The sequence below is a fragment of the Streptomyces sp. NPDC021080 genome (assembly GCF_044333225.1).
Lineage (GTDB): Bacteria > Actinomycetota > Actinomycetes > Streptomycetales > Streptomycetaceae > Streptomyces.
On sequence record NZ_JBIRQM010000009.1, the window covers coordinates 377,042 to 394,366 of the forward strand.

At 72.7% G+C, this 17,325-nt stretch carries 12 protein-coding genes, 2 tRNA genes and 1 riboswitch; of the genes, 8 read left to right on the forward strand and 6 right to left on the reverse strand.

Annotated elements, in window-relative coordinates:
- Nucleotides 1–199: 199 nt before the first annotated feature.
- Nucleotides 200–1,735 (forward strand): amino acid permease, encoded by a 1,536-nt coding sequence (locus tag ACH4S8_RS24260; protein ID WP_398397304.1) that lies wholly within the window; start codon nt 200–202, stop codon nt 1,733–1,735.
- Nucleotides 1,736–1,857: 122 nt separating this feature from the next.
- Nucleotides 1,858–1,930 (forward strand) — tRNA-Lys (locus ACH4S8_RS24265).
- Between the two features lie 58 nt (nt 1,931–1,988).
- Here ACH4S8_RS24265 and ribA read toward each other — a convergent pair.
- Together ribA and ACH4S8_RS24275 are read right to left on the reverse strand one after the other, a co-directional pair.
- Entirely contained in the window at nt 1,989–2,633 is a 645-nt protein-coding gene (gene ribA, locus ACH4S8_RS24270) for a GTP cyclohydrolase II (protein WP_398397306.1), read from the reverse strand.
- A 147-nt stretch (nt 2,634–2,780) separates the two neighbouring features.
- The gene (locus ACH4S8_RS24275) at nt 2,781–3,290 is read right to left on the reverse strand and encodes a MarR family winged helix-turn-helix transcriptional regulator (protein ID WP_398397308.1); all 510 of its coding nucleotides are present in this window, start codon (nt 3,288–3,290) and stop codon (nt 2,781–2,783) included.
- An 80-nt stretch (nt 3,291–3,370) separates the two neighbouring features.
- Here ACH4S8_RS24275 and ACH4S8_RS24280 point away from each other — a divergent pair, with 80 nt between their 5' ends.
- From ACH4S8_RS24280 to ACH4S8_RS24300, 5 genes are all read left to right on the forward strand, one after another.
- The gene (locus ACH4S8_RS24280; protein WP_398397310.1) at nt 3,371–4,513 is read left to right on the forward strand and encodes a dihydrofolate reductase family protein; all 1,143 of its coding nucleotides are present in this window, start codon (nt 3,371–3,373) and stop codon (nt 4,511–4,513) included.
- Nucleotides 4,514–4,596: 83 nt separating this feature from the next.
- A tRNA-Met gene (locus tag ACH4S8_RS24285) sits at nt 4,597–4,670 on the forward strand.
- Between the two features lie 175 nt (nt 4,671–4,845).
- Nucleotides 4,846–6,036 (forward strand): PP2C family protein-serine/threonine phosphatase, encoded by a 1,191-nt coding sequence (locus ACH4S8_RS24290; RefSeq protein WP_398397313.1) that lies wholly within the window; start codon nt 4,846–4,848, stop codon nt 6,034–6,036.
- A gap of 303 nt (nt 6,037–6,339) precedes the next feature.
- A riboswitch (cyclic di-AMP (ydaO/yuaA leader) is annotated at nt 6,340–6,496 on the forward strand.
- Nucleotides 6,497–6,507: 11 nt separating this feature from the next.
- Complete coding sequence (locus ACH4S8_RS24295; RefSeq protein ID WP_398397315.1) at nt 6,508–7,542, forward strand: M23 family metallopeptidase; 1,035 nt, start codon at nt 6,508–6,510, stop codon at nt 7,540–7,542.
- Nucleotides 7,543–7,756: 214 nt separating this feature from the next.
- On the forward strand, nt 7,757–8,701 hold the full coding sequence (locus ACH4S8_RS24300; RefSeq protein ID WP_398397317.1) for an aldo/keto reductase: 945 nt from the start codon (nt 7,757–7,759) through the stop codon (nt 8,699–8,701).
- A gap of 64 nt (nt 8,702–8,765) precedes the next feature.
- On the opposite strand, the gene ACH4S8_RS24305 is transcribed toward ACH4S8_RS24300, so the two are convergent.
- The 4 genes from ACH4S8_RS24305 to ACH4S8_RS24320 form a co-directional block, all read right to left on the reverse strand.
- Nucleotides 8,766–10,112: a PrsW family intramembrane metalloprotease gene (locus tag ACH4S8_RS24305; RefSeq protein WP_398397319.1), complete on the reverse strand. Its 1,347-nt coding sequence runs from the start codon at nt 10,110–10,112 to the stop codon at nt 8,766–8,768.
- A 90-nt stretch (nt 10,113–10,202) separates the two neighbouring features.
- Entirely contained in the window at nt 10,203–11,039 is an 837-nt protein-coding gene (gene trmB, locus ACH4S8_RS24310; protein WP_398397321.1) for a tRNA (guanosine(46)-N7)-methyltransferase TrmB, read from the reverse strand.
- A gap of 233 nt (nt 11,040–11,272) precedes the next feature.
- Nucleotides 11,273–12,508 carry an L-2-hydroxyglutarate oxidase gene (gene lhgO / locus ACH4S8_RS24315; RefSeq protein WP_398397323.1) on the reverse strand — a complete coding sequence of 412 codons (1,236 nt, stop codon included), beginning with the start codon at nt 12,506–12,508 and terminating at the stop codon, nt 11,273–11,275.
- Nucleotides 12,509–12,635: 127 nt separating this feature from the next.
- Nucleotides 12,636–14,057 (reverse strand): MFS transporter, encoded by a 1,422-nt coding sequence (locus ACH4S8_RS24320; protein WP_355769030.1) that lies wholly within the window; start codon nt 14,055–14,057, stop codon nt 12,636–12,638.
- Between the two features lie 1,012 nt (nt 14,058–15,069).
- Here ACH4S8_RS24320 and ACH4S8_RS24325 point away from each other — a divergent pair.
- Nucleotides 15,070–17,163: an asparagine synthase-related protein gene (locus ACH4S8_RS24325; protein ID WP_398397326.1), complete on the forward strand. Its 2,094-nt coding sequence runs from the start codon at nt 15,070–15,072 to the stop codon at nt 17,161–17,163.
- The last annotated feature ends 162 nt before the right edge of the window (nt 17,164–17,325 follow it).

Here is a 17,325-nt window from a genome sequence, read left to right on the forward strand (position 1 = left end):
GCGTTGCCGGGGTAGTCCGTGCGGCCCGGATCAAAGCGCTGACCTGCCCGAGGGACCACGGGAAGGGGCCGCTCGCGGCGCACGGCGCCGACAGCGGTCGTAGACAGGGAATCGGCGGCAGGGCCGCAGGGGCATTTTCTGGCCAAGGTGACACCCCTTCGGTGCATGTCATGTGCGCGGCGAGGGAATCGCTGGGGGCATGACAGATGACGCCAGAGTGACTGGGCTGTCGGACGAAGAGCGGCTGGCCCAGCTCGGCTACACGCAGGTTCTCGCCCGCCGCATGTCGGCGTTCTCCAACTACGCGGTCTCCTTCACGATCATCTCGGTCCTGTCGGGCTGCCTGACGCTGTATCAGTTCGGCATGAACACCGGCGGTCCCGCCGTGATCACCTGGGGCTGGGTCGCGGTCGGACTGATGACCCTGTTCGTCGGCCTCGCGATGGCCGAGATCTGCTCGGCCTATCCGACGTCCGCCGGGCTGTACTTCTGGGCGCACCGGCTCGCCCCGGAGCGCACCGCGGCGGCCTGGGCGTGGTTCACCGGCTGGTTCAACGTCCTCGGCCAGGTCGCGGTGACCGCCGGCATCGACTTCGGCGCGGCGCTGTTCCTCGGCGCCTACCTGAACCTCCAGTTCGACTTCGAGGTGACGCCGGGCCGCACGATCCTCCTGTTCACCGCGATCCTGATCCTGCACGGTCTCCTCAACACCTTCGGCGTGGGGATCGTCGCGCTCCTCAACAGCATCAGCGTGTGGTGGCACGTCGTCGGCGTCGCCGTCATCGTCGGCGCGCTGACCTTCGCGCCGGACCACCACCAGTCGGCCGGCTTCGTGTTCACGAAGTTCGTGAACCACACGGGCTGGGGCAGCGGGGTCTACGTGGTCCTCGTCGGACTCCTCATGGCCCAGTACACGTTCACCGGGTACGACGCCTCCGCCCACATGACGGAGGAGACCCACGACGCCTCCACGGCCGGGCCGAAGGGCATCGTGCGCTCGATCTGGACCTCGTGGATCGCCGGCTTCGTCCTGCTCCTCGGCTTCACCTTCGCCATCCAGTCCTACGACAAGGAGCTGGGCTCGGCGACGGGCGCGCCCCCGGCGCAGATCCTGCTGGACGCGCTCGGGGCGACGGCCGGCAAGCTCCTGCTGCTCGTCGTGATCGGCGCCCAGCTGTTCTGCGGCATGGCGTCCGTGACCGCCAACAGCCGTATGATCTACGCCTTTTCGCGTGACGGCGCGCTGCCGTTCTCCTCGGTGTGGCACACGGTGCACCCGCGCACGCGGACCCCGGTGGCGGCCGTCTGGCTGGCCGCGCTGGGCGCTCTCGTGCTCGGCCTGCCGTACCTCATCAACTACGCGGCCTACGCGGCCGTGACGTCGATCGCGGTGATCGGCCTCTACGTCGCCTACGTCATCCCGACCCTGCTGCGGGTGCGCAAGGGCGACGCCTTCGAGCGCGGGCCCTGGCATCTGGGCCGCTGGTCCCGTCCCGTCGGGGTCGTCGCGGTCGTCTGGGTGGCCGTCATCACCCTCCTGTTCATGCTGCCCCAGGTCTCCCCGGTCACCTGGGAGACGTTCAACTACGCCCCGGTCGCCGTCCTCGCCGTCCTCGGATTCGCCGCGGCCTGGTGGCTGGCCTCGGCCCGGCACTGGTTCCTCAACCCCGAACACCAGCGCACGATCGCGCGGGAAGCCGCCCGCAAGGGTGCACCCGAACCGGTCGATCCCTGACCTTGAGGGCCTGCTGTGTGGCCGGGTCCCCCGATACCCGATCGGAGTCCCGGCCACGTCCCGCTATGCTCGGGGATGCATCGGAGCGCTCCGGTGCGCCGTGCCGGTGTTTTCCGGTTCGGGGACCCTTAGCTCAATTGGCAGAGCAGTGGACTTTTAATCCATTGGTTGTGGGTTCGAGTCCCACAGGGTCTACGCGAAAGCCCCCGGTTCAGAGGTGATCTGAGCCGGGGGCTTGTTTCGTTCCCGGGTGTCAGCCCGCCGAGAGGGGCGTCAGGGCGGTGAGTTCCCCCAGCGGCAGCGTGTGCTGGGTCTGGAGGACCTTGGCGCGCAGGTAGCGGACGTTGTGGGCGGTGGTGAAGACGCCCGTCGGCACGCGGTGGGCGACCGTGACGCCGAGTTCGCGGAGCTGTTCGGCCTTGTCCGGGTTGTTGGAGAGCAGGTCCAGGGAGTCGATGCCGAGGGCCTGGAGCATCTGGGCGGCCGCCGTGTAGTCGCGGTCGTCCTCGGGCAGGCCGAGGGCCGCGTTGGCGGCGTAGGTGTCGAGGCCCTGGTCCTGGAGGGCGTACGCGTCGAGCTTGTTGTAGAGGCCGATGCCGCGGCCCTCCTGGCGCAGGTACAGCAGGACGCCGCCGCGGTCCGCGATCCGCTCCACCGCCTCGCGCAGCTGGGGACCGCAGTCGCAGCGGGCCGAGCCGAACACGTCGCCGGTCAGGCACTCGGAGTGCAGCCGCACCAGCGGGTTCGGGCCGGGCTCGCCGAGGACGACGGCCAGATGCTCCTTGCCGTCGTCGAGGCCGTGGAAGGTCACGAGTTCGGCGTCGACGGAGTAGCCGTCGCCGAAGCGCAGGGGTACGCGGACGCGGGTGCGCACGGTGGCGGTGGGGTGGTCGCGCATGGTGTCTCTCCGTCCGGCGGGTTCGTACGGGGCTGTGCTTCAGATTTGAAGCACAGCCACGGAACGAGACACTACATCTGCTTCAAACTTCAAGCAATGGGGTTCACGGGTTCACGGGTTCAGGGGTTCACGCACCCCCCGAGCGCCTCACGAGGAGCAGGAACGCCGCCGCCACGGCAGGTCTTCCCCGGGAGCCCCGGGATCCCCGCTCTGGATGGCCCGGGTGATGGTGGCGCAGATCTCCTCCAGCTGACCCACCTGCTCGGGGGTCAGATGGTCGAAGACCGCCGCCCGTACCGTCTCGACGTGGGCGGGCGCCACCCGCTCCAGGAGGGTCATGCCCGCGTCGGTGAGGACGGCCATGTGCCCGCGCTTGTCGGTGGGGCAGCCCTCGCGCCGTACCGTGCCGTCCTTCTCCAGCCGCGCCACCGCGTACGTCAGCCGGCTGCGGGTGATCTTCAGGGCCTCGGCGAGGTCGGTCATCCGCAGCCGCCGGTCCGGCGCCTCGGACAGCCGGGACAGGATGGAGTAGTAAAGGTGGGGCATCCCCGCCTCCGACTGCAGCCGTCGGTCGATGGCGTCCGCCAGGAGGGAGGTCGCGGAGATGTACGAGCGCCAGGCGCGCTGTTCGGCGGCGGAGAGCCAGCGGGTCGTCATGAGACCAGTCTAGGTATTGTTTAAAACTTGAACCACTGCACTTGAACCCCTGTGCGCGTGTGACCGGAGGATGCGTCCCGATGCCCCGTCCCTACGTCCTGCTGTCCGCCGCCGTCTCCCTCGACGGCTTCCTGGACGACACCGGCCCCGAGCGGCTGCTGCTCTCGGGCCCGGCCGACTTCGACCGGGTCGACGAGGTGCGGGCGTCCAGCGACGCGATCCTGGTGGGCGCCGGCACGCTGCGCACCGACAACCCGCGGCTCCTGGTCAACTCCGCCGAACGGCGGGCGGCCCGTGTCGCCTCCGGCCGCCCCGAGTACCCCCTGAAGGTCACGGTCAGCGGCTCCGGCGAGCTGGACCCGAAGGCGCAGTTCTGGCACACCGGAGGCGAGAAGGTCGTCTACACGACGGACGCGGGCGCGCGGCGGGCGTCCGCCCTGCTGGCCGGACTCGTCGGCGTCGACGTCGTGCCGACCGGACCCGAACTCGACTGGCGCGTGCTGCTGGAGCACCTGCACGACGTACGGGGCGTGCGCCGCCTCATGGTCGAAGGGGGCGGCAAGGTCCACACCCAGCTCGTGCGCGAACAGCTCGCCGACGAACTGCAGCTCGCCGTCGCCCCGCTGTTCGTCGGGCAGCCGGACGCGCCGCGGCTGTTCGGACCCGGGGCGTACCCGCTGGGCCGGATGCGGCTCGCCGAGACCCGGCCCGTCGGCGACGTCGTGCTCATCCGGTACGTTCCCACCGCGCCCGGCACCGGCCCGCTCGCCTGCGCGGCGGACCGGCGGTGGCTGGAGCTCGCCTGCGAGCTGGCCGAACTGTGCCCGCCGTCGAAGACCGCGTTCAGCGTGGGCGCCGTGGTGGTCGCGGCCGACGGGACCGAGCTGGCCCGGGGCCACTCCCGCGAGGGCGGCGACCCGGTCGTACATGCCGAGGAGGCCGCCCTCGCCAAGATCGACCCGGCCGATCCGCGGCTGGCCGCCGCCACCGTCTACAGCAGCCTGGAGCCGTGCGCCCACCGCGCCTCCCGGCCCGCGCCGTGCGCCCGGCTCATCCTGGACGCCGGGGTGCGGCGGGTCGTCACCGCCTGGCGCGAGCCCGACACCTTCGTCACGGACGCCGACGGGAACGGGGTCCTCGCCGCCGCCGGTGCCGAGGTCGTCGTCCTCCCCGAGTACGCGGACCGCGCCCAGGCCCCCAACCGGCATCTGCAGACCCGGTAGGGCCGGACGCGCGCGCCACCGCGGGGGCGGGACCAAACGGGTGTGCTTCGGGTCCCGCGGATGGCGTACACTGGTCTTAACGACGCGGGGTGGAGCAGCTCGGTAGCTCGCTGGGCTCATAACCCAGAGGTCGCAGGTTCAAATCCTGTCCCCGCTACTCAAGGCCAAGGGCCGGAACTCGGATTCACGAGTTCCGGCCCTTGGTGTTTGTCCGGCGCGCGTTTCCCCCTGCGTGGCCGGCCTGCTCCCGCGAGCTCTCCAGGCTTCATCCGTCCTCCCCCGGTCGGGCCACACCGGTCGCCCGCCGCTCCCGCACCGGTTCTTCTGGAGGGGTGGGGCAGCCAGGAGGTGAGCGGCGGACCGGACAGCTCCGTGACCGGTCCGACCGGCCGCCGCCCGGTGCCCGCGGGGCCCCGACCGCCGCGCCGCCCGGCCGGCCGGGCGGGGGTTCCCGCAGGATCGTGTGCGCCCGCGCCTTCGTCCGGATCCTGCCCGTGCTGCTCGTCGCCGCCGGGGTCGCCTACGACTACCTCACTCCGTCGGAATTCACCGCGGCCCCCCTCTTCACGGCCGCGCCCCTGGTCGCCGCGCCCCTCCACTCGCTGCGCGGCACCGTGCTCGCCGGTCTCCTCGCCGTCGGCGCGGTGCTCGCGGTCCACTGCGTGCTCGGCATCGTCCTGCACGTCGACGCGGTCACCGAGGTGGTCACCGTGGTGACCGCCGCCGTCCTCGCCGTCCTCATCAACCTCGTGGTCCGGCGCGGCGACGAACGGCTCGCCTCCGTCCGGGAGATCGCCGAGTACGCGCAGCGCGCCGTGCTGCCCGAGCCCGAGGCGCGGATCGCCGGGCTCGAGGTCGCGGCCCGCTACGAGGCGGCGCAGGAGGACGCGTTCATCGGCGGCGACCTGTACGCCGTGCAGGACTCCCCGCACGGCGTACGGCTGGTCGTCGGGGACGTACGGGGGAAGGGGATGGCCGCGGTGGCCGCCGTCGCGACGGCGGTCGGCGCGTTCCGGGAGGCGGCCGAACAGGAAGCGGGCCTGGAGGCCGTCGCCGGGCGCCTGGACCGGGCACTGACCCGGCCGGGCACCCGGCGCGACAGCGTCGAGGCGGTCGAGGGATTCACCACCGCCGTACTCGCCGAGATCCCGCACGGCGAGGAGGTCGTACGCGTCGTCAACCGCGGCCATCCGCCACCCCTGCTGCTGCGCCCCGACGGCACACTCGTCACCCTCTCCGCCGAGGCCTTCGCGCTGCCCCTCGGGATGGGCGAGCTGGGGACCTGGCCCGCGCCGACCGTGCGGGACCGCTTCCCGCGGGGAGCGACGCTGCTCCTGCACACCGACGGGCTGTCCGAGGCCCGCGACGCACGGGGGGAGTTCTTCGATCCGGCCGCCTGGCTGGCCGGGCGGGTCTTCCCCGGCCCCGACGCGCTGCTGACCGCGCTGTCCGAGGCGGTCCGCCGGCACACGGGCGGGGCGCTGACGGACGACATGGCGCTGCTCGCCGTCCGCCGCTCGTGACGGGTGTCGCCCGGCGGATTTCCGCGCGGTCCGGAAGGTTTCCCGCCCACCGTGCGACGGCCTTTTCGGGCTCGGTCACGAACGGTGATCGGACTGTGCCCCTCCGCATATCGACTGACATACCGTCAAGGAATCCTGTGTAGACGGCATGAGGTCAACTCGCCCGTTTTTCATCGGTCATGACCTCAAAGTCCAGACCGGAAGCCGTTAAAGATCAGTCAGAACGGCTTGGAATTCGGTGCCCGGGTCTATTAACGTTCGATAACGCAGCGCGGTCGTTACAGCCGTCACAAGAGGTGGCTCCGTGCGCACGCGCCGAATCCCGCAAGGGAACCGGGGACCCACCTCGTGGGGTGAATCGAGCGTAATCCGCCGTGGAGGCACGGTGGCAGTACGCCCGTAGGAGACCTTCCTGCTCCGAACCCGTCAGCTAACCCGGTAGGCGGCAAGGAAGGAAAGGAGTGCGCCCACGTGGCGTCCAACCGGCCCGCTCAGCCAACCTCGTTCGCGCCGAACGACACGCACACCTTCGGCTACGGCAAGGACGAGGAACCCTGGGAGGAGTGGAATCCCACCGCGGATTCCGTCGCTCCCGTCCGCGGCCGGCACCGCACGGGCAAGCAGCGCGGCGGAGGACTCGCCCGCAGCTCAACGGTTCTCGGCGTCGGTGTCATAGCCGCCGTCGGCGGGGGCGGCATCGCCAGCGCGGCTCCGGGCAAGGCGCCCGTCTCGATCTCGCTGCCCGACCTGTCGTCGGTCACCGCGTCGGCCAAGGCCCTGATATCGGACAGCGGATCCAGCACTCCCAAGGGCTCCACGACTCCGCTCACCAGCGCCGGTCTGACCAGCGCCGACACGGCCCACGGTGCCACCGACGCCGGCGAGGCGCTGCGCGACCGCATCATGCAGCAGGCCAAGTCGCAGCAGACCCGGGCCGACACCGCCACGCAGCAGGCCGCCCAGAACGCCGCCGCGAAGAAGGCCGTCGAAACCGCCGCCAAGCAGCAGGACGCGGCGGAGGCCAAGGCCGCCGCCGCGAAGCAGAAGGCGGAGGAGGAGGCCAAGGCGAAGGCCGAGAAGGAGCGCCTCGCCGAACTCGCCAAGAGCTACTCGCTGCCGACCTCCTCGTACACCCTGACCTCGCGCTTCGGTGAGGCCGGCTCGATGTGGTCCTCCGGCTACCACACCGGACTCGACTTCGCGGCGCCCACCGGCACGCTCATCAAGGCGATCCACAGCGGCACCGTCACCGAGGCCGGCTGGGCGGGCGCGTACGGCTACCGCACGATCCTCACCCTCGACGACGGTACGGAGCTCTGGTTCTGCCACCAGTCGTCGCTCAACGTCACCGTCGGCCAGAAGGTCGCCACGGGCGATGTCATCGGACGCGTGGGTGCGACGGGCAATGTCACCGGGCCGCACCTGCACCTCGAAGTGCACCCCGGCGGCGCCGCCACCGGCATCGACCCGATGGCCTGGCTCCAGAGCAAGGGCCTCAACCCCTGATCCCCGCGGGCTCCCGAGCCGCACGACGGTGACGGGCACGCGGACGGCCCCGGACGCGCGCCCCGCGCAGGTCCTCCCTGATCTCCGGTGGTCCTGACGTCAACCCCCCCGACGTCAGGGCTGCCGGTCAGGCATGTACGGACATCCGCGCGCCCTCGCCCCGGCCGAGGTGATTGTGGAATACATCCATCCGGTGCGGGTGTTGAGGCCGTACATGACTTCCCTTCGCAAGCTCGGTTCGTCCGACCTCGAGGTCTTCCCGCTCGCGCTCGGCGGCAACGTGTTCGGCTGGACGGCCGACGAGACCCGCTCCTTCGCCGTGCTCGACGCCTACGCGGCCGCCGGCGGCAACTTCCTCGACACGGCCGACTCCTACTCGAAGTGGGCCGAGGGCAACGAGGGCGGTGAGTCCGAGACCATCATCGGCAAGTGGCTGAAGACCCGCGGCAACCGCGACGACATCGTCGTCGCCACCAAGGTCAGTGAGCACCCCGCGTACCCGGGTCTGTCCGGTGCCACCATCAAGGCCGCGGCCGACGCCTCGCTGCGCCGCCTGGGCACCGACCGCATCGACCTCTACTACACGCACTTCGACAAGCCGGAGGTGCCGGTCGAAGAGATCATCGGCGCCCTCGACGAGCTGGTGACGGCCGGCAAGGTGCGGCACATCGCCGCCTCCAACATCTCCCCCGAGCGGCTGCGGGAGTCCCTGGAGTTCTCCGACCGCGAGGGCCTCGCGCGGTACGTCGCCCTCCAGCCCCACTACAACCTCGTCTCGCGCGACACCTACGAGGGCCCCCTGCGGGACACCGCCTCCCGGGCCGGTCTGGCGGCCGTCCCCTACTTCGCGCTCGCCGCCGGTTTCCTCACCGGCAAGTACCGCCCCGGCACGACGGTCGACTCGCCCCGGGCGGCCGGCGCGGCCAGGCACCTCGGCACGGAACGCGGGCCGCGGGTCCTCGCCGCCCTCGACGAGATCGCCGGGGCCCACGGCGTCGCCGTCCCGACGGTCGCCCTCGCCTGGCTGGCGGCGCAGCCGACGGTCGCGGCGCCGATCGCCTCCGCCCGCGCGGTCGAGCAGCTCCCGGCCCTGCTGGGGGTCGCGGACCTGGTGCTGACGGACGAGGAACTGACGCGCCTGTCGCGGGCGTCGGCGTAAGGGCCGGGCCGCCGGCGCGCGGCACCGGTGCCGTCCGCCGGTGCCGCGCCCGGTCCGTCCCTCGTCAGGAGCGGTACGGGTTGTACACGGGGTACGGCGCCGGCGCGGCCGTCCGTGCCGAGGGACCGTACGGCTGCGCGGGCGGGGTGTCGTACCCGTACCTGTGAGCCGGCCAGGGCGGCGGCGCGGGCAGTGGTGCCGTGAGGCGGGCCGCGTAGGCGAGGGCCGGACGGGCGATCTCCCGGCGGCGCCACAGCTCCTCCAGCAACTCGCGCTCCCGTACGACGAAGTCGGCGCCCGCCCGTCCCCGGCGCCCCCGGTGGCGCAGGAACGCCAGCGAGGTCGCGTACGCCTCGTACTCCGCCACCGAGCGGGCCGCGCCCTTGCCGAAGTGATGGCCGGCGTACTCGCGGGCGATCTGCCGCGCCCGCATCGAGCCGAGGGCCCACGGTTCGGCCGCGCCCAGCCATCCGGCGGCGGTGTACACGGGCAGTTCGGTGCGGACCGTACGCAGTTCGCGCTGCCGGGTCCACACGACGAGCCAGGTCAGCAGCCCGAACGCGGGCACCATGAACACGGCGTACACACCGAAGAAGCCGAACCGGCCGAAGCCCGACGAGCCGTTCCAGAGCGCGTGCATGGCCATCGCGAGCAGCAGTCCGGTGACGGGGAGCAGCACACGGCACACGTGCCGGCGTTCGGCGGTCAGTGCCGCCACGCCGAAGCCGATGCCGGTCAGCACGGTGAACAGCGGATGCGCGAAGGGCGACATCACCACACGGACGAAGAAGGTCGCCGCGGTGACGGAGGCGAGTCCGCTCTCCCCGCTGAGCCGGTCGGTCCCGAAGGCGGTGCCGAGGTAGAGGATGTTCTCGGTGAACGCGAAGCCGGTGGCGGTGACCCCGGCGATGACGACCCCGTCGACGATCCCGGTGAAGTCCCGTCTGCGGAACAGGAAGACGAGCAGGACGGCCGCCGCCTTCGCCGACTCCTCGACGACGGGCGCTATGACGGTCGCCCCGAGCGTGTCGGCGCCGGAGGGGTCCGCGGTCGTCATCGCGATCCAGCGGGTCGCGAAACTGTTGGCGACGATCGCTATCAGCGCGGCCGCGCAGGCGCCCCAGGCGAAGGAGAAGAACAGGTTGCGCCAGGGGCCCGGCTCCACCCGGTCCAGCCACCGGAAGGCGGCTATGAGCAGCGGCACGGGGAACACGGCCAGTCCGAGACCGACGAGGAAGCCCTCGGTCCCCGTCTGTTCGCGGACGAGCGCGAGGATCACCAGACCCGACATCGCGAGCAGGGTGATCAGCGCTCCGTACCGCACCCAACTGCGCTGCCACCAGTGCGGATGTCTCGGCCCGGGACCGGAGGGGGCGCCGGGCCGAGTCGGGTGCGGAAGATGGATGGCCACGGCATCGACCCTAACGAGGGAGGGCGCGGCTCGCGACGGTGACCGAGGTTTCCGGAAAGATCCCGGCGGACGTCGGCGGGTGTGTGCGGGTCAGGCGCCCGGGGTGTGCTGGTCTCGGTGCTGTACGCGTCGGAAGAGAAGGTCGTTCACCACATGACCCTTGTCCAGTCCCTGGCCCTCGAAACGGGTCAGCGGCCGGAACTCCGGACGCGGCGCGAAACCGCCGTCCGGCACGGCGTTCTCGAAGGCGGGGTGCGCGCCCAGCACGTCGAGCATCTGTTCGGCGTACGGCTCCCAGTCCGTCGCGCAGTGCACGAGCGCGCCCGGCGCGAGGCGGGTCGCGGCGAGATCCAGGAACTCCGGCTGGATCAGCCGCCGCTTGTGGTGCCGCTTCTTGGGCCACGGGTCGGGGAAGTAGACGCGCAGACCGTTCAGGGAGTCGGGTGCGAGCATCTCGCGGAGCAGGATGATCGCGTCGCCGTTGGCGACACGGATGTTGGTCAGACCGCTGCGCTCGGCGAGGTTGAGCAGATTGCCCTGGCCCGGCGTGTGCACGTCCACGGCGAGGATCCCGGTCCCCTGGTCCTCGGCCGCCATCAGCGCGGTGGCCTCACCCATGCCGAAGCCGATCTCCAGCACGACGGGGACGTCCGCGCCGAACAGGTCCGCCAGATCGAGCGTGCCCTGTCCGTCGATGTCCAGACCCCACTTGGGCCACAGTCGCTGCAGCGCGTCCGCCTGCCCGGTCGTCACCCGGCTCCGGCGCGGCTGGAAACTCCGGATCCGCCGCTCGAAGTGCGAGCCGGCGGGATCGGCCTGCGGACCGTCGGGGAAGCGGGGCCCGCCCTTGGCACGGTGGTGACGCGGCGAGCCGTCCTCGGCGGAGGCGGGCCGGGTCTCTTCGGTGGAGTCGAGGAAATCAGACACAGTGGGGTCGATTTTACGGGCGCCGTGACACGGGGCGGCCCGTGCCGACGGCGGGCGGACCGCTCCGGCCGTGGGACCGGGGCGGCGGGGCGGCCTGCTGTGGTGGGGGAGACCGCTGTAGTCGGCGGACCGGGGCGTCGGGGTGGAGCCGGCGCGGCCGGTGCGGTGCGTCGCTGCGGGCCGCCGCGGTGGCCGGTGGGGCGGCCGGTGCGGCGGCCGGTGCGGCGGGCCGCTCAGACCGCGGCCAGGGACGCCAGGGCCCGGCGGGCGACCTCCCGGCCGATCGGGAGGGAGGCGGTGGCCGCGGGGGACGGCGCGTTCAGTACGTGCACGGTCCTCGGGCCCTCCTTGATCAGGAAGTCGTCGACCAGGGTGCCGTCCCGCAGGACCGCCTGGGCGCGGACCCCGGCCGCCGCGGGGACCAGGTCCTCCGACGTCACCGCGGGCAGCAGCCGCCGCACCGCGTCCGTGAACGCCGCCTTCGACACCGACCGGCGCAGCTCCCCGGCTCCGTACCGCCAGTGCCGCCGGGCTATGTGCCAGGAGCCCGGCCAGGACAGGGTCCCGCCCAGTTCGCGCGGCCGGACGACTCCCCAGTCGTACCCCTCGCGCGCGAGGGCGGGCACCGCGTTGGGGCCGACGTGGACGCCGCCGTCGATGCCCCGGGTGAGATGCACACCGAGGAACGGGAACGCGGGGTCCGGAACCGGGTACACCAGACCCCGCACCAGCTCCGGGCGCGCCAGCGTGTAGTACTCGCCACGGAAGGGGACGATCCGCATCCCGGGATCGTCGCCCGTCAGCCGGGCCGTCTCGTCGCAGTGCAGCCCCGAGCAGTTGACGAGCACCCGGCCGCGGACGATCGTCCCGTCGGCCGTGCGCACGGCGACGCCGAGGTGGGGACGGCGGTCGGCACGCACGACCTGGGCCCCGTAGCGGATCTCCGCCCCGGAGGCCTCCGCGAGCCGGCGGGCCACCGCCACGTAGTCGCAGATCCCCGTGGTGCCGACGTGGATGGCGGCGAGGCCGCGGACCTCGGGTTCGTACTCGGTGAGCTGGGCCGGGCCCAGCTCCTTGACCGGGATGCCGTTCTCCCGGCCGCGCTGCACCAGGCCGTGCAGACGGGGGAGCTCCGACTTGTCCGTCGCGACGATCAGCTTGCCGGTGACCGCGTGCGCGATGTCGTACTCCGCGCAGAACTTGACCATCTCGGCGGCACCCTGGACCGCGAACCGTGCCTTCAGCGAACCGGGGCGGTAGTAGATCCCGCTGTGGATCACCCCGCTGTTGCGCCCGGTCTGGTGCCGGGCGGGTCCCGGCTCCTTCTCCAGCACCGTCACCCGCGTGCCCGGCGCCGCCCGCGTGATGGCATACGCCGTCGACAGGCCGACGATCCCGCCGCCGATCACCAGCACATCGCAGTCGTACGCGCTCCGCACCCGCACCACCTCCCGGCCTCGATAGTGCACTGCGCCACTGACAACGCCCTCAAACCCGAGGACCGTGCCCCGCGATTCTTTCGCGCCGCGGGGACGTGGCGCGCCTGTTCCGCGCCCGAGTCGTCGGGCGCTCCGTCCGGACCGGAGCCTTCGGCGGCTAGGCCGGAGCCATCAGCAGCGGACGGGCCCGCTCCCGCAGTTCCACCACGCGCGGCTCGTCGCCGTACGGCTCCAGCCGGTGCAACAGGTCCTTCACGTACTCGGTGGTGCGCGCGGAGGAGATGCGCCCCGCGACCTCCACCGCCCGCACGCCCTGCTCGCACGCCGCGTCCAGATTGCCCGACTCCAGCTCGGCGACCGCCGACACCACCAGACGCAGCCCGTGCGAGCGCACGAACTCCTCCGTCGGCTTGGACAGCGCCTGCTCGGTGAAGCGGCGCACCTGGCGCGGCGCCTTCAGGTCGCGGTAGCACTCGGCGGCGTCGGCCGCGAAGCGGTCGTAGCCGTAGAAGCCGAGCCAGGACGGGTCGTTGTCGCCGTCCCGGGCCCGCTCCAGCCAGCCCTCGGCGGCCTTCAGCGCCGCGCCGGCCGCCTGGGCGTCGCCCGCGCGCGCGTGGGCCCGTGCCTCGACGAGCCGGAAGAAGCTCATGGTGCGGGCCGTGGCGAGACCGCGGTTGCGCTCCAGGGCGGCCTGAGCGAGGTCGACGCCCTCGTCGCCGAAGCCCCGGTAGGTCGCCTGGAGGGACATGGAGGCCAGGACGTAGCCCCCGAGGGGCACGTCGGCGGCCGCCCGGGCCAGCCGCAGTGCCTGGATGTAGTAGCGCTGCGCCGCCTCCTGCTGGCCCGTGTCGAAGGCCATCCAGCCCGCGAGACGGGTGAGCTCCGCCGACGCGCCGAACAGCGCCCGGCCGACCTCGTCGGAGTAGGAGCCGAGCAGCAGCGGCGCCGCCTCGACCCGCAGACACTCGGGGACCATGGACGAACGCCAGTCGCCGCCCCCGTACTTGGAGTCCCAGCGCCTCGCGTCCTCGGCCGCCTCGCGGAGCTTCAGCACATCGCTGTGGCCGACCTTCAGCGGCGCTCCCGAGCCCTCGCCGGGGCTCACCTCGCGCGCCACCGAACTGTCGGCCGGGGTTATCAGCCAGCGTGAGGCGGGCGTCGCGTAGGCGCTCACGGCGAAGGAGCCGGCCAGCGACTGCCAGATGCCGCCGCCGGTCCGGCGCCCGGCGAGGTCGAGGCGGTACAGCTCCGTCGCCGACCGCACCGCCTGCCCGACGTCACGGGGGAAGGCGAGGCCCACCTCCGGCGCGGGATCCGCGTCCGCCAGGCCGATCTCGTGGAGCGGCACGGGCCGGCCGAGCTTCTGGCCGATGGCGGCCGCGATGAGGTGCGGCGCGGCGCCCTGCGGCACCATGCCCTTCGACACCCAGCGCGCCACCGACGTCTTGTCGTAGCGAAGAGTCAACCCGCGTTGAGCGCCAAGATCGTTGACGCGACGCGCGAGTCCTGCGTTGCTGATTCCCGCGAGGGCGAGAACGGCGCCGAGTTTTTCGTTCGGCCCGCGTTGCTCCCTGGACATGCGCCACCCCTCGACACAGACGGCTGCCGCGGTGGCATAACCACGCGGCATTCGTAAACCCAGCGTAGTTCGCCCGATCCCCAGCGTTAAGGGGCGTACGTCCGGTTGGCGGGATTGTGGTCCGTACGACTGTACGGACTGTCGCGGCGTGCTCCTGTTGTGTGGCCGTGCGCCCGTCCGTGCGCTCTTCTCCGGCCATCGCGGGGAGCGCTTCCATGGAACGTGCGTGGGTCGGCCCGCTGTACTGGATCCAGTGGGCTGGGGGACACCGCCGCCTACATCCCCGCGGGCGGCGGACCGGTCCGGGGGGCGAACTCCGCCTCCCGGACTGTGCGTTGTCGAAGCGGTGCGCAGGGCCTGTACGGAGCGTGTCCGCGGTTGTCCGCCCGTCGCCGATTTGGCCGAAAACCGATGGCCCCCTCCGAGGGCAATCAGGGCTCCCACCATACGAGTTGAGGGCGCGAAGGGCGTCCTGAGGGAGCGTATCGGGGGCGCATTCGCGTCGACCTGTCGGGGGTCGGGTGGTGCGGGAGGGGTGCCTCGCGAAGATGCCGGGCCGCCGGGTCCTCGCGCGGCAACTGCCGTGCGGGGCACGCCTCGTGGGCTGGCGGCGTCCGGTGGGGCCGGTGGTGGTCGGTGGTGGTCGGGACCGTCCGGCGGGACCGGTGGTGGTCGGGGCGGCTCGGTCGCGGTCCGGCCGGGGCCTCGGGGGCGGCCCGTCGCGGTCCGGCCGGGGTCCGGTGGTGGGCGGTGGCGGTCCGGCAGGGGCCCGGTGGCGGGCCGTGGGTGATTTCCCTCCGGGTCGTGGTGGAGGCCGTAGATCTCCTCAACGGGCCTTGAGGGAAGGGCATTTGCGAGTGGGGCGCCCCCGTGTGGCGGCGCGGACGTTCGCGTGGGGGCGCATTTCGGGGAGTGCAAGCCGCCGCAGGGGCCCTCTCATGCGCCTCCTTCGTGGCAGCATGGTGCCGAGTTCGTACGGTGCACTGGTTGTCCACAGCCTGTGGAGGCGGCGATGCGATGGTTGGTGGGATGGAGCAGCACCGTCGCCAGAGCGCCCGCGGTCGGCTCGGCGGGCGCCACGGGTGACGACGGCGAGACCGTGCATCCCGTGGGTTCCCAACTCCTGTGGGGCGACCCCGATCCGCTGTGGGCCGTCGGCGACTGGCGCCCCGACGAGGTACGCGTGGTGAAGGCCGACGCCGAGAACCGCATCGCCGTCCTCGGCACCTGCGGGGCCTCGGACGACGAACTGCGGGTCGGACTGTTCGCCGCGCGCGGCGGAGCGCTGCGCCACCTCACCAACTGGTCCGGCAGCTACACCGCCGTCGTCCAGGTCGGCCGCCGGGTGACCGTCTGCGGCGACCTCGCCGGGGCCCGGCCCGTCTTCTACACCCCCTGGGCCGGCGGCACGGCCTACGCCACCGCCGCCCTCCCGCTCGCCGACCTCATCGAGGCCAACCTCGACTTCGGCCACCTGGCCGCGATGCTCGCCGCCCCCGACGTCCCCGCCGCGGTGCACGACTCCACCCCGTACGAAGGCGTCCGCCGCATCCCGCCGGGACACACGCTCGTCCTGCGGGCCGGAGCCCGCGAGATCGTCGGGTACGAACCCGTCGCCTCCCTCGCCGTCGCCGCGCCCATCGCCGATCCCGCGATCGCCGTGGACGCCGTACGGGACGCCCTGGTCGAGGCCGTCCGCACCCGCCTCTCCGCCCCCCGGCACGTGCCCGGCACCGATGTGGACCCCGGACCCGTGCCCGGCATGGGACCCGCCGAGCGGCGCGCCGCTCGCGGGACACCGGTGCCCGGCATCGGGGCCGACCTCTCCGGAGGGCCCGCCTCGGGAACCCTCGCGCTGCTCGCCGCGGGCCTGCCCGGCGCGCCCGGCACGGTCCTCGGACACGGCACCGGCGCCGGGGAACGGCTCCTGGCGGTCACCTTCAACGACCTCGCCGTGCGGGGGCTCGAGGCCGAGCTGGAGCGGGCCGGGGCGCTGGCCGCGAACCCCCGGCTGCACCACGTGGTCGTCACCGGGGGCGAGGAGTCGCTCCCCTACGCCGACCTGGAGGGACCGCTGACCGACGAGCCGGGGCCCTCCCTGGTGACGGCGGCACGCCATCGCGCGCGGCTCGCCTCCGGCAGCGCGGACCACTTCACGGGTTACGGCGCGCGTCAGGTGCTGGACGCCCATCCGGCCCGGCTCGCCGATCTGCTCATGGACCGCAAACGGCGCCATCTGGTGCGTCCCGTCGCCGCGTTGACGAAGGCCGACGGCTCGGTGATGGTCCCCGCGCGCGTGTACGGAGCCGCGCGCAAGCTCGCCCGCACGCCGTACCGCACCGGGGTCGACGTCCTCGCCGAACAGCTGCTGCACCGGCGGTTCGACGACCCCGGAAGCGCGGTGGGCGCGTCGCTCGCCGCGCTCAGCTGGGCGAGACCCGGGCCGGCGGCGCGCTGGCTGACCGGGGAGGCACTGGCCGAAGTATCGGTTCGTCTCCAAGGGGGCGGAGGGCGGCTCAACGTCGGACCCGGACAGCGCCCGGGGGATTTCCGCGCCCGCGCCGCGCTGGCCCGCCACGCGGCCGACGTCCGCGTCCTGGAGCAGGCCGCCGAGATCCGCTTCCAGCGGTTGCACACGCCGTTCCTGGACAACCAGGTCGTCCGGGCGTGCCGTGAGCTGCCGGAGGCGCTGCGGGTGCAGCCGGGGGCGCGGGCGGCGATCCTGCGTACGGTGCTGGAGGGGGCCGGGGTGGCCGATCTGCCCTCCGGGTGGGGGGCTCCGACCCATGCGACCTCCGCGGCGGCGGACCGGACCGGGGTGCGGGTGGCTGCCGATTCCCTGGTCTCCCTGTTCGACACGCCCCTGCTCGCGCAGGCGGGGCTCGTCGAGGCGCGCGTCGTCCGCAAGGCGCTGCGCTCGGCCGCGGAGGGGGCGCCGCTGCCCCTCGACGGGCTGGCCGATCTCGTCTCGCTGGAACTGTGGCTGCGGCGGCTGCTGGCGCGGCGCGGGACGTGCTGGACGGGGACACCGGCGCGTCAGCGCGCCGTGCCCGCGGGGATAGTGCCGCAGGGGCGGGCGTTGGGCGCGGGGGCTCGGCAGGCCTGAGGTCCGCTCGCCTCTGGCGTTTCGCGGTCCGGTGGGTGGGGAGGGGCCGTGCCGGTGCATCAGCCCGTCGCCGTTGGGTGAGGAGTGGCCGTCGGTGGCGACGGGCATCGATGTACCGGCACGGCCCCTCCCGCCGGATTCCGGCTGCGGGTACGAGAACCA

Excerpts from the sequence above, each read along its gene's own strand:
- ACH4S8_RS24260 (WP_398397304.1), top strand. The coding sequence starts at position 200 with ATGACAGATGACGCCAGAGTGACTGGGCTGTCGGACGAAGAGCGGCTG.
- ribA (WP_398397306.1), bottom strand. The coding sequence starts at position 2,633 with ATGCGCGACCACCCCACCGCCACCGTGCGCACCCGCGTCCGCGTACCC.
- ACH4S8_RS24275 (WP_398397308.1), bottom strand. The coding sequence starts at position 3,290 with ATGACGACCCGCTGGCTCTCCGCCGCCGAACAGCGCGCCTGGCGCTCG.
- ACH4S8_RS24280 (WP_398397310.1), top strand. The coding sequence starts at position 3,371 with ATGCCCCGTCCCTACGTCCTGCTGTCCGCCGCCGTCTCCCTCGACGGC.
- ACH4S8_RS24300 (WP_398397317.1), top strand. The coding sequence starts at position 7,757 with ATGACTTCCCTTCGCAAGCTCGGTTCGTCCGACCTCGAGGTCTTCCCG.
- ACH4S8_RS24320 (WP_355769030.1), bottom strand. The coding sequence starts at position 14,057 with ATGTCCAGGGAGCAACGCGGGCCGAACGAAAAACTCGGCGCCGTTCTC.
- ACH4S8_RS24325 (WP_398397326.1), top strand. The coding sequence starts at position 15,070 with ATGCGATGGTTGGTGGGATGGAGCAGCACCGTCGCCAGAGCGCCCGCG.